Below are 11,818 nucleotides of genomic sequence, written 5' to 3'. Positions count from 1 at the left end.
TTCATGCCGGGGCGAACAGCGCCGCCACGGCAGCGAAAACTTCGGCCACCGCGAAGGCGCCGGGATCCGCAACGTCGAGCTGCCTGCCGATATAGGCGGAACGCCCGGCCTTGGCCTTGCGCATCGCGGCGGTAGCCTCGGCGCCTTGCCGCGCCGCCTTGGCGGCCGCTTCCAGCCCGCTGGCGTCAAGGGCCCTCAGCGCCGGCTCCAGCGCGTCGACCATGGTGCGGTCGCCGATCCTGGCGCCGCCATAGAAGGTCATCCGGTCGAGGCCGGCCAGCAGCGCCTTGGGTAGAGTTGCGCCAAAACCCAAAGTCTGCGCGGCGGCGGTGAAGAAGATCGACAGCAGCACGCCGCTGGAACCGCCCATGGACGTGCCCAGCGCGTCGCCGATCGCGGCGGCGGTCGCGGCCTTGTCGGCGAGCGGCAGCGTGTCGATACGCTCGAGAATGCTGCGCGCGCCGGTCGCCACGGTCGAGCCGGTGTCGCCGTCGCCTGCCTTGGCGTCCAGCGCGTTGAGGGGCTCTTCCAGGGAGATTAGCCTCTGGCAAACGGCTTTGATCAGCCGCTCCGCGGCCGCATCGCGGCTGGCGGGCTTTGCGGTTGCGCCGGCAGCCGGCTTGGCCATCGCGACGACGACCGGCTGACGAACCGGCTTTGYCGGCAGCCAGGCATGCGGGCCGACCGGCGCCAGCAGCGCCGCCTCGCGCGCCGCGTCCAGTCTGATCAGCGACAGCGAGAAGCCGTTCATGTTGAGCGCGGTCATCAAGTGCCCGGGCCCGATTGTCAGCGCCACCGCCTTTGCCAGCGACGAAGACAGCGCGACATTCGCGATCAGCGCCATTTCGAGCGGCGGCACCGATCCAAGATTGTTGACCAGCAGGGCGTAGCGGCTGTGCGGATCGAGCCGCGCCGCGAGGCGTTCCGCCATGATGGCAACGAACGCGCTGGCGCTCTGAAGCGCGATGCGCTCGACGCCCGGTTCGCCATGGATGCCAAGGCCGAGCTCGCCATCATTCGCGCCGAAGCGCTCCTCATGCGCCTGTCCGGGGATCGAGCAGGAGGAAAGCGAGATGCCGAGAGAAACGATGTCCTTCGCCGCCGCGCGCGCCGCGGCTGCGACCGACGCCAGGTCCCGGCCGCTCTCGGAAAGGTGACCGGCGATCTTGTGCACGAACAGCGTGCCGGCGACGCCGCGCGGCTGCGCGATGTCGGGCAGCGCAATGTCGTCGGCGACGATCACCATCTCGACCGCGAGACCCTCGGCGCGCGCCTTCTCCGCCGCCAGTCCGAAATTGAGCCGGTCGCCGGTGTAGTTCTTCACGATCAGCAGGCAGCCGGCGGGCCCCGTCGTGGCGCGGATCGCCGCCAGAACAGCCTCGACGCTCGGCGAAGCAAAAATCTCGCCGGAGACGGCAGCGGTCAGCATCCCGGCGCCGACGAAGCCGGCATGCGAGGGTTCGTGCCCGGCGCCGCCGCCCGAAACCACGGCCACCTTGGTCTTGTCCCAATCGGCGCGCAGCACGACCTTGATCTCGGGATAGCCGTCGAGGCGGGCGAGCGCGCTCGACCCCGCCGTGGCGAGGAAGCCGTCGAGGGCTTCGGTGACGATCGTGTCCTTGCGGTTGAAAAAGTGCTTCATGGATTTCGTCCAGTCCGTATCTGCGGTCGTCAATCGGTGTGTAAATAATCGCGAGACAGCTACATCAGCCTTTGCCCGTCCGAGCCGAAATAGAGCGGCGCTATGTAGCGGATCGTCACCTTGTCCCCCTTTGCGAGCGGCGTGTCGGGATCGGTCAGCGTCACCAGCTTCTTCGCCCCCACCGTGACATGCAGGTGGTTCTGGTCGCCGAGATGCTCGACCCAGTCGACGACGCCGTCGGCATGGCCGTTCATCGCCTTCTCGATCGCCAGATGCTCGGTGCGGGCGCCGATCGTTTTCGTTCCGGTCGGCGCGCCGCCGTCCGGCAGCAGGYCGGCGGGCAAGAGGTTGATCGCCGGCTGGYCGAGGCGCGCCGCGACATGAAGGTTCGCCGGCTCCGAATAGATCGCGCGCGGCGTGCCGATCTGCACCAGCACGCCGTCGGCGAGGATGCCGATGCGGTCGGCCATGGTCATCGCCTCGATCTGGTCGTGCGTGACATAGAGCATGGTGGCGCCGAGCTCGGACTGGATGCGCTTCAGCTCGAGCCTCAGATCGGCGCGCAGCTTGGCATCGAGCGAGGACAGCGGCTCGTCCATCAGGTAGATCGCGGGCTTGCGCACCAGCGCGCGGCCGATGGCGACGCGCTGCATTTCGCCGCCCGACAGTTTGGTCGAGCGGTTGTCGAGCTTGTGGTCGATGYGCACCATGCGCGCCACCTCCTCGACACGGCGGCGCACCGCGTCTTCCGGAAACCGCCGCGCCGGCGAGCGCAGCGGGAAGGCCAGGTTGTCGAACACCGACAGATGCGGGTAGAGCGAATATTGCTGGAAGACGAAGGCGGTGTCGCGCTCGGCCGGCGACAGCGCCGTCGCGTCATGGCCGCCGATATGGATCGTGCCGCTGTCCGGCCGTTCCAGCCCGGCGATCAGCCGCAGCGTCGTCGTCTTGCCGGCGCCGGTCGGCCCGAGCAGCACGACGAATTCGCCGTCCTTGATCGCGAGGTCGAGATCGTCGATCGCGACGGTCTCGCCAAAACTCTTGGTCACGCCCTGGATTCGGACATCAGCCATGGCGCGCCTCCTGATCATGCATGGCGGTCCTGACCGCGCGGCCGGAACCCTTGTCGAACAGCGACAGCCGCGCGCTGCTCAGCGCCAGCCCGACCTGTTCGCCGGGGCTGAGATGGATGCCTGCCGGCACCCGCGCCTTGATGATGCCGTCGGCCGTCTCGACGGCGACGATCTGCGTGGTGCCAAGATATTCGGTGCCGTAGATCGCGCCGCGCAGCTTGGAGGCGTCGTCGAAGCGGATGTGCTCGGGCCGGATGCCGAGCGCCATGTCRGCGGGCGCGATGTCCTCGCGCACTTCCGGCACCGCAACCTTGGYGCCCTGAATGACGATCTCCTTGGCACCCCTGGCGAGGCCGCCGCCGAACTTGAGGAAATTCATCGGCGGTGAGCCGATGAAATCGGCGACGAACATGGTCGCCGGCCGGTCGTAGATCTCGCGCGGCGTGYCGAACTGCTCGATGACGCCGTGGTTCATCACCGCGATCTTGTCGGCCATCGACATCGCTTCCATCTGGTCGTGCGTGACATAGACGGTCGTGGCGTGGATGCGGTTATGCAGCTCGCGCAATTCGTGCACCATCAAATCGCGGAACTCGGTGTCGAGCGTGCCCAGCGGTTCGTCCATGAGAAAACATTTCGGCCGCCGCACGATGGCGCGGCCGAGCGCGACGCGCTGGCGATCGCCGCCGGCAAGGCCGGAGACGGATTTGTCGAGCAGATGATCGATGCGCAAGAGCTTCGCGGTCTCCTCGACGCGGCTGCGGATCTCGGCCGACGGCATGCCCTGGGCCAGCAGCGGGAAGCCGATATTCTTGCGCACATTCATATGCGGGTAGAGCGCGAAGAGCTGGAAGACGAAGGCGATGTCGCGCTCGCGCGCCCGGCGCATGGTGACATCCTCGCCGCCGAGCAGGATCTTGCCGCCGGTCGGCAGCTCGAGGCCGGCGATCATGCGCAGCGTCGTCGTCTTGCCGCAGCCGGACGGCCCGAGCATGACGAAGAACTCGCCGTCCTCGACGACGAAATTGGAATCCTGCACGGCAACGAATGCGCCGAAGGCCTTCCTCAGGTTCTGAACACGGATCTCGGCCATCGTTATTCCGGGAATTTCGAGACGATGATGAACATCACCGTGCCGGCGAGCATGGTGACGAAGGAATAGGTGTAGAGCGCCAGCGCGAAGGGCTGGAACAGCATCAGGAAGCCGATCGCGATGATCGCCGTCGCGATGTTTTCCATCAGCCCGCGCCTTGCCCAGACGGGCCAGCGCGATTTGCGTTTTGCAGTCTGGATCGTGCTCATTTGCGCACCGCGCCGAAGGTGATGCCGCGCAGCAATTGCTTGCGGAGCAGGATGGTGAAGACGAGGATCGGCACCAGGAAGATGGTCGTGCCTGCCGCCACCGCCGGCCAGTCCTGGCCRCCTTCGCCGATGATGGTCGGGATGAAGGGCGGCGCGGTCTGCGCCGTGCCGGAAGTCAGAAGTGCGGCGAAGRCATATTCGTTCCAGGCGAAGATCAGGCAGAAGATGGCGGTGGCGGCAATTCCGGTCGTCGCCTGCGGCAGCACGGTGCGCCAGAAGGCCTGCAGCCGGGTATAGCCGTCGATCATCGCGGCTTCCTCGTATTCGCGCGGGATCTCGTCGATGAAGCCCTTGAGCAGCCAGACCGCGAGCGAGACGTTGACCGCGGTGTAGAGCAGGATCATGCCGAGCGCGGTGTCCGAGAGGCCGAGCTCGCGATACATCAGGTAGATCGGGATCGCCACCGCGATCGGCGGCATGAAGCGCGTCGACAGGATGAAGAACAGGAGATCGTCCGCGAGCGGCACCTTGAAGCGCGAGAAGCCATAGGCCGAGAGCGTGCCCAAAAACACCGCGCAGAAGGTCGAGCCGAAGGCGATGATCAGCGAATTGACGAAGCGCGGCAGGAAGTTCGACGGCCCGGCGATCACCATGTTGCGCTTGCGCACCGTCTCGTCGCAGAAGCCGGTCGCCGGCCCCAATGAGTTGATATATTCCGGCGTCTGCCTTGTGCGGGTGGTGAAGAGGTTGCAATAGCCCTCGATGCTCGGCTGGAAGACGATCTTCGGCGGATAGGCGATCGAATCCGGTGGCGTCTTGAAGCTRGTGGCGAAGATCCACAACAGCGGCACGATCGAGATCAGCGCATAGGCGATGATGATCGTGYCGGCGATCAGCTTGGCGTTCGACGAGGGCGCGACGACGGAATGGGCGGTGGTCAGGCTCATCTCTGCTTCACCTTGTTGAGCGCCTTGACGTAGATGTTTGCGAGGCCGAACACCGCGACGAACAGGATGATGGCGAAGGCTGAGGAATAGCCGGTGCGCCAGCTTTCGAAGGCCTGCCGCTTGAGCGTGATCGAGGCGACCTCGGTGGTCGAGCCTGGTCCGCCGCCGGTGAGCAGGTTGACCATGTCGAACATCTTGAAGTTCTCGATGCCGCGGAACAGCACCGCGAGCATGATGAAGGGCAGCGCCATCGGCAGCGTGATCRACCAGAACTGCCGCCAGTTCGAGGCGCGGTCGACCTCGGCCGCCTCGTAGATGTATTCGGGAATGGAGCGCAGGCCAGCGAGGCAGATCAGCATCACGTAAGGCGTCCACATCCAGGTGTCGACGATGATGATCGCCCAGGGCGCCARCTCGACATTGGACAGCATCTGGACATTCGTAGGCGGAATGCCGGTGACGAACGAGACGACATAGGAGAACAGCCCGATCTGCGGCTCGTAGAGGAAACGCCAGAAATTGCCGACCACCGCCGGCGACAGCATCATCGGCACCAGGATGATGGTGGTCCAGAAAGCGTGGCCGCGGAACTTGCGGTCGATCAGCCATGCCAGCGTGAAGCCGATGACCGTCTGCAGCAGGATCGTCCAGAACACGAAATGCGCCGTCGTCTGCATGGCGATCCAGATGTCCTGGTCGCCGAGGATTCGCTGGTAGTTCGAGAGCCCCAGATTCTTCACCACTTCGTTGGGGCGGTTGGCGCGGTAGTTGGTGAAGGAAAGATAGATCGCCCAGAACAGCGGGAAGATGTTGATGGCCAACAGCAAAAGGATCGTCGGCGAGATGAACAGCCAGGCGAGGCCCTTGTCGCTGATGCCCCGGATCTTCTTGGCCAACGGCTCCGGGGTAGCCCGGGCAACGTTGTCCGCAGTCCGATTGAGCATGGTAAGTCCTGCTTCGGTCACGGGGTAAGTCTCGGCTATGGAATTTATCTGAACTGCGTCCCGTGCCAAGGCGGCACGGGACGCTGCGGTTTGGGCTCGGGAGGAGCCGGTTACATCTTGCCGTCGTCCTGGAACACCTGCGTCCAGTCCTTGACGAGACCGTCAAGCGCGTCCTTGGCCGAGCCCTGGCCGGCCACGACATAGTCGTGGAAGCGCTTCTGCGAAGCCTGCAGCAGCGGCGCGTAGCTCGGTTCGGCCCAGAAGTCCTTCACGATGGCCATCGAGTCGAGGAAGGCCTGCGCATAGGGCTGGCTGGACGGGAACTTCGGATCCTTGACGACGGAGTTCAGGCAGGAATAGCCGCCGAGCGACCACCACTTGGCCTGCACGTCCTTGTTGGYGAACCACTTGATGTATTTCAGCGCCGATTCCTGCTTATCGGAATAGGAGRCCACCGAGATGYCCTGGCCGCCGAGCTGCGCGAACTGATCGCCGTCGGGACCCTTCGGATTGACGAAGTAACCGATCTTGTCGCCGCCGACATTCTCGTCCTTCTGCAGGCCGGGCCAGGTGAAGGCGAAGTTCATATGCATCGCCACCTGGCCGGATTTGAAGGCGTCGACGCCTTCGCCCATGTAGCTGTTGGAAGCGCCGGGCGGCGTGCAGCAATCATAGAGCGCCTTGTAGAACTCCAGCCCCTTCACCGATTTCTCGGAATTGACGAAGCCTTCCATCTCGTACGGCTTCTTCGGGTTCTCATACTGGAAGCCGTAGCTGTAGAGCACGTCCATGGCGCCCATGGTGATGCCTTCCGAGCCGCGCTCGGTGTAGATCGAGGCCCCGTAGACCGTCTTGCCGTCGATCTGCCGCTTCTGGAAAAATTCGGCGATCTGCTTCAGCTGGTCGAAGGTGGTCGGCGGGGCGAGGTCYCAGCCATATTTCTCCTTGAATTCCTTCTGCAGCTCCGGCCGCGAGAACCAGTCCTTGCGATAGGTCCAGCCGACGACGTCGCCCATGGCCGGCAGGGCCCAGTAGTTCGGCGTGTTCTTCGGCCATTCCGAATAGCCGACCACGGTCGCCGGCACGAAGTCGTCCATGCTGATCTTCTCCTTGTCGAAGAAGTCGTTCAGCTTGACGTAGTGGCCGTTCTCGGCCGCGCCGCCGATCCACTGGCTGTCGCCGATGATCAGGTCGCAGAGCTTGCCGTGCGAGTTGAGCTCGTTGAGGAAGCGGTCGGCGTAGTTGGTCCATGGCACGAACTCGAACTTCATGCCGATGCCGGTTTCCTTGGTGAAGTCCTTGGACAGTTCCACGAGYGCGTTGGCCGGATCCCAGGCCGCCCAGCACAGCGTCAGGTCTTCCGCATGCGCGACGTTCGAGACGGCTGTCGACGCAAAGATCGCCGAGGCCAGTCCCAACGCCAGTTTCAAGGTCGATTTCATGCCTTACCTCCCATTTGCGAAACGCGTCCGGATGACGGTTTCAAGAGCCCCTCAACCCTCGCTCCTCCGAGGGCCTAAACAAGGCGCGAGATGCGCAGCCGATGTTTAGTAATTTGTTTAGTGATGCTCTTTTTACTAAACAACGCAAGCGAATTCGTTGCTGCGTCGCAGCATGGCGAAACGGGTCATTGAAATCGTTGGGAAATGATCGCCGGACGCTGCGTTCCGCAGCCGTCAGCTGACCGGTTTGGCGGGGCCCGGGCTCGCCATCACCGGCCGGATCGCCGGCGCCGGCGGCAACAGCGCGCGTATGTCGGCGAAGGGGAAAGTCGGCTCGAAGCGGAAGGCTTCCGCCAGCGCGCCGGAGGCGCCGTTGCACTGGCCGGCGCGAAACTCGTTCTGGAGGCGCGCCCTGTGCACATAGTGCTCCGGACCTTGCGACTGGTGCGCGCGGATCGCCTTCGCCTTGATGTCCCAGTGATGCGAGATCTCGACATAATGCGTCGGCGAAAAGCCGGTGCCGCCAAGTGTGTCGGCATGCAGCACCGGCACCGCGAAGGACGCCGCGATGCGCACGCCGTCGGAAAGGGCGCGGTGGTCGCCATGATAATCATAGGGCGCATGGGTGATGGCGAGGTCGGGTTTCACCTCGTGGATCAACGCCTTCAGCGCCGAAACAAGCRCGGCATCGGCGACGAGTTCGCCGTCGGGAAAGTCGAGGAAGCGCGGCTCGACGCCGAGCAGCCCTGCCGCCTTGGCCGCTTCCTTGCGCCGCAAGCGGGTGAGCGCCGCCGGGTCCCCAGTACCGCCTTTGGCACCATCGGTGGCTATCGCAAAATTAAGCTCTGCGCCTTGCGCGGCATAGGCGGCCAGCGTACCGAACATGAATATCTCGATGTCGTCGGGATGTGCCCCCAGCGCCAGTATCTTCACGTCTTCTCTCCCGGAAATGGTATGCCGAACGGAATCCTGCTCGCCTTGATCGCCTATGCAAGCTATTCGTTCAGCGACGCCGTCATCAAGAGCCTGGGCGGGCAGTTCACCGTCTTCGAGATCGGCTTCTTTTCGACCCTGTTTGCCGGCTGTTTTCTGTTCTTCACCAAGCCGAGCGACGAACGCTGGCGCGACGCCTGGCGCACCAAAAGGCCATGGGCGGTGCAGGCGCGCGCCTTGGCGGGCATCGCATCCGGCGTGCTCAGTGTCTTTGCCTTCACCACCATTCCGTTGGCGGAAGTCTACGCGCTGATTTTCCTGGCGCCGCTGCTGGTCACCATCCTGTCGACGGTCATCCTGAAGGAAAGGGTCGGCCCCTGGCGGTGGCTGGCCGTCGTCGCCGGCTTTGTCGGCGTCATGCTGGTGGTGCGGCCAGGCTTTCGCGAATTGCATCTCGGCCATCTCGCCGCCTTCGCCAACGCCTTCCTCGCCGCCACCAGCGTCATCTTGATGCGCTCGCTCGCCCAGCAGGAAAAGCGCACGACCATTCTCGGCGCGCTGGTCGGCTACGGTCTTGTCTTCAACGGCGTCGGCGCGGCCGCGACGTCGTTCTCGCTCCCCGGTCTCGGACAACTGGTCTGGCTGGTGCTGGCTGGCATTTTTACCGCCGGCGGACAGCTGCTGCAATTGCTCGCGGTCAAATACGCGCCCGCGAACCGCATCGCGCCGACGCATTACTCGCAGATCGTCTGGGCGGTCATCCTCGGCGCGCTGTTCTTTCAGGAATATCCCGACTGGCTGTCGCTGGTCGGCCTGGCGGTGGTCGGCGCCTCGGGCCTGCTGACGATGGTGCGCGAGGAGGTGAGGCTCGGCACCGTGCGCTGGAACCCGTTTTCGCGCACCAGGCTTTGAGCGCATACGTTGCATGGCGACCGCGACCGCTGATATGCGGGCGACATGATGACGAGACCCCTGCCGGAGCTTCCGGTCACAGCCGCGCTGCCGGCGCTTGCCGCTGCACTTGCCGCGCGCAATAGCGCCGTGCTGGTGGCGCCGCCCGGCGCCGGCAAGACGACGCTGGTGCCGCTGGCGCTGCTCGACGCGCCGTGGCTAGGGCAGGGCCGGATCGTGCTGCTCGAGCCGCGGCGGCTGGCCGCCCGTGCCGCCGCCCGCCGCATGGCCGAATTGCTCGGCGAGGAGCCCGGCGGCACGGTCGGCTACGCCATGCGCATGGAGAACCGGACCTCGACGCGGACGAAAATCCTGGTCGTCACCGAAGGTGTGCTCTCGCGCATGATCCTCGACGACCCGGAATTGCCGGGCGTCTCGGCGGTGATCTTCGACGAATTCCACGAGCGGTCGCTCGACGGCGATTTCGGCCTGGCGCTGGCGCTCGACGTGCAGGGCGCGCTGAGGCCTGACCTGCGCCTGCTGGTCATGTCGGCGACGCTCGACGGCGCGCGCGTGGCGAAGCTTTTGTCGGAAGCGCCGGTGATCGAAAGCGAGGGCCGGGCCTTTCCGGTCGCGATCCGCTACGACGAACGGCCGGCCGGAACGGCGATCGAGGACGCCATGGCCAAAGCCGTGCGCGCGGCCCTGGCAGGCGAGCAGGGCAGCGTGCTCGCCTTCCTGCCCGGACAGCGCGAGATCGAGCGCACCGCCGAGCGGCTCGCGGGCAATGTCGCGGCCGACACCGACATCGTTCCGCTCTACGGGCAGCTCGACAACCGGACCCAGGATCAGGCAATCAGGCCGGCGCCGGCCGGTCGCCGCAAGGTGGTGCTGGCGACCTCGATCGCCGAGACCTCGATCACCATCGACGGCGTGCGCGTCGTCATCGATTCCGGCCTGTCGCGCCTGCCGCGCTACGAGCCGGCAAGCGGCCTGACCAGGCTAGAGACGGTCCGCGTCAGCAAGGCTTCGGCCGACCAGCGCGCCGGCCGCGCTGGCCGTACCCAACCCGGCGTGGCAGTGCGCCTGTGGCGCGCCGAGCAGACCGCGTCGCTTCCCGCCTTCACGCCGCCGGAAATGYTCGAGGCCGACCTGTCCGGCCTGCTGCTCGACTGCGCCGCCTTCGGCGTCGCCGATCCCTCCAGCCTTTCCTTCCTCGATCCGCCGCCGGCCCCGGCGCTCAACGAAGCGAGGGTGCTGCTCACGGCGCTGCATGCCATCGACAATACCGGACGGCTGACCGAGGCGGGTGCCGCGATGCGCAAACTGGCGCTGCCGGTGCGGCTGGCRCATATGGTGGCTGAGGCCGCGAAGACCGGCCATGCGCGGGAAGCGACCATGCTCGCCGTGCTGCTCACCGAGCGCGGCCTCGGCGGCGACAGCGCCGACCTGGAGCGGCGTCTGATCCGGTTTCGTGGCGAGAAATCTCCCCGCGCCAACGCCGCCAGGCAGCTTGCCGAACGTTTGGCCAGACAGGCCGGTGGCGGGCAGGGCGGCGAAGCGATTTCTGCCGGCGGCCTCCTGATCCATGCCTGGCCGGATCGCGTGGCAAGGGCGCGCGGCGAGCGCGGCCGCTTCGTGCTCGCCAACGGCTCGGGCGCCATGGTCGATGCCGCCGATCCGCTTGCCAATGAAGCTTGGCTGGTCGTCGCCGACCTGCAGGGCAAGGCGCAGAACGCCCGCATCACCGCCGCCGCGCCGGTCGGCGAAGCCGATATTCGCGCCGCCCTTGCCGATCGCATCGAGACGAAGCGCGAGACGAGCTTCGACCGCGAGCGCCGCGCCGTGCGCGTGCGCGAGACCGCCAGGCTCGGCGCCATCACGCTGTCCGAGCGGATGCTGCCGGCGCCGTCCGGCGCCGATGCCGACCGCGCCATTCTCGACGCCCTGAGAGAGCACGGCCTGTCGCTGCTCGATTGCGGCAAGGAGGCGGAAACGCTCCGCCAGCGGCTTGGCTGGCTGCATCGCGGCTTAGGCGCACCCTGGCCCGATGTTTCGGATAAGGCCCTCATCGAGGGCCTCGACGACTGGCTCCTGCCCTTTCTCTCCGGCGATGCCTCCTTCGCGGCCATCAAGCCGGCGACTTTGTCGTCGGCGCTCATGGCGCTGGTCCCGCACGACCTGCAGCGCAAGGTCGACGTGCTGGCGCCGACCCATTTCGACGCGCCGTCGGGCAGCCATGTGCCGATCCGCTATGACGGCGAGTGGCCGGTGCTGGCGATCCGCGTGCAGGAGCTGTTCGGCCTCGACCGTCATCCGGCGATCGCGGGCGGCACGGTGCCGCTGACGCTGGAGCTGCTGTCGCCGGCGCACCGCCCCATCCAGACGACGCGCGACCTCCCCGGCTTCTGGCGCGGCTCCTGGACAGATGTGCGCACCGACATGCGCGGCCGCTACCCCAAGCACGTCTGGCCGGAAAACCCGCTGCTGGCCGCCGCCACCAGCCGCGCCAAGCCGCGCGGAACGTAGTGATAGGGCTCACAGCAATGAGCCGCATACCTTTGCGATTGGGGCAAACACCTCGCCACTTCGTCATCCACGGGCGGAGCAAGGAGCGAAGCGACGCGCGTAGACCCGAGGATCC

General features: G+C 65.9%; 10 protein-coding genes. 2 read left to right on the top strand and 8 right to left on the bottom strand.

Features of this window, described 5'->3' with window-relative positions:
- Window position 1: 1 nt before the first annotated feature.
- From LCM4576_RS32665 to LCM4576_RS32630, 8 genes are all read right to left on the bottom strand, one after another.
- Window positions 2–1,642 (bottom strand): dihydroxyacetone kinase subunit DhaK, encoded by a 1,641-nt coding sequence (locus LCM4576_RS32665; RefSeq protein ID WP_071036419.1) that lies wholly within the window; start codon window positions 1,640–1,642, stop codon window positions 2–4.
- 59 nt (window positions 1,643–1,701) lie between these two features.
- Entirely contained in the window at window positions 1,702–2,715 is a 1,014-nt protein-coding gene (locus LCM4576_RS32660) for an ABC transporter ATP-binding protein (protein ID WP_071036773.1), read from the bottom strand.
- Window positions 2,708–3,808: an ABC transporter ATP-binding protein gene (locus LCM4576_RS32655; protein ID WP_071036418.1), complete on the bottom strand. Its 1,101-nt coding sequence runs from the start codon at window positions 3,806–3,808 to the stop codon at window positions 2,708–2,710. Before LCM4576_RS32655 ends, LCM4576_RS32660 begins: the two co-directional genes overlap by 8 nt.
- 2 nt (window positions 3,809–3,810) lie before the next feature.
- Window positions 3,811–4,017 carry a hypothetical protein gene (locus tag LCM4576_RS32650; RefSeq protein ID WP_041001242.1) on the bottom strand — a complete coding sequence of 69 codons (207 nt, stop codon included), beginning with the start codon at window positions 4,015–4,017 and terminating at the stop codon, window positions 3,811–3,813.
- Window positions 4,014–4,964: a carbohydrate ABC transporter permease gene (locus LCM4576_RS32645; protein WP_071036417.1), complete on the bottom strand. Its 951-nt coding sequence runs from the start codon at window positions 4,962–4,964 to the stop codon at window positions 4,014–4,016. The genes LCM4576_RS32650 and LCM4576_RS32645 overlap by 4 nt, the downstream gene beginning before the upstream one ends.
- Complete coding sequence (locus LCM4576_RS32640; RefSeq protein WP_071036772.1) at window positions 4,961–5,908, bottom strand: carbohydrate ABC transporter permease; 948 nt, start codon at window positions 5,906–5,908, stop codon at window positions 4,961–4,963. Before LCM4576_RS32640 ends, LCM4576_RS32645 begins: the two co-directional genes overlap by 4 nt.
- 110 nt (window positions 5,909–6,018) lie before the next feature.
- Window positions 6,019–7,350, bottom strand: a complete 1,332-nt coding sequence (locus tag LCM4576_RS32635; RefSeq protein ID WP_071036416.1) for an ABC transporter substrate-binding protein — start codon at window positions 7,348–7,350, stop codon at window positions 6,019–6,021.
- Window positions 7,351–7,584: 234 nt separating this feature from the next.
- Entirely contained in the window at window positions 7,585–8,283 is a 699-nt protein-coding gene (locus LCM4576_RS32630; RefSeq protein ID WP_071036415.1) for a PIG-L deacetylase family protein, read from the bottom strand.
- Between the two features lie 21 nt (window positions 8,284–8,304).
- Here LCM4576_RS32630 and LCM4576_RS32625 point away from each other — a divergent pair, with 21 nt between their 5' ends.
- Window positions 8,305–9,195 (top strand): DMT family transporter, encoded by an 891-nt coding sequence (locus tag LCM4576_RS32625; RefSeq protein ID WP_040988677.1) that lies wholly within the window; start codon window positions 8,305–8,307, stop codon window positions 9,193–9,195.
- Window positions 9,196–9,240: 45 nt separating this feature from the next.
- Window positions 9,241–11,703: an ATP-dependent helicase HrpB gene (gene hrpB, locus LCM4576_RS32620; protein ID WP_071036414.1), complete on the top strand. Its 2,463-nt coding sequence runs from the start codon at window positions 9,241–9,243 to the stop codon at window positions 11,701–11,703.
- Window positions 11,704–11,818: the final 115 nt, after the last annotated feature.

This window comes from Mesorhizobium sp. LCM 4576 (assembly GCF_001854815.1).
GTDB lineage: Bacteria > Pseudomonadota > Alphaproteobacteria > Rhizobiales > Rhizobiaceae > Mesorhizobium > Mesorhizobium plurifarium.
The sequence above is the reverse complement of the archived record's forward strand: the minus strand, read 5'-3'. Positions and strand labels throughout refer to the sequence as shown.

What these genes read in the sequence shown, in the direction of transcription:
- LCM4576_RS32650 (WP_041001242.1), bottom strand. Translation starts at nt 4,017, where the DNA reads ATGAGCACGATCCAGACTGCAAAACGCAAATCGCGCTGGCCCGTCTGG.
- LCM4576_RS32625 (WP_040988677.1), top strand. Translation starts at nt 8,305, where the DNA reads ATGCCGAACGGAATCCTGCTCGCCTTGATCGCCTATGCAAGCTATTCG.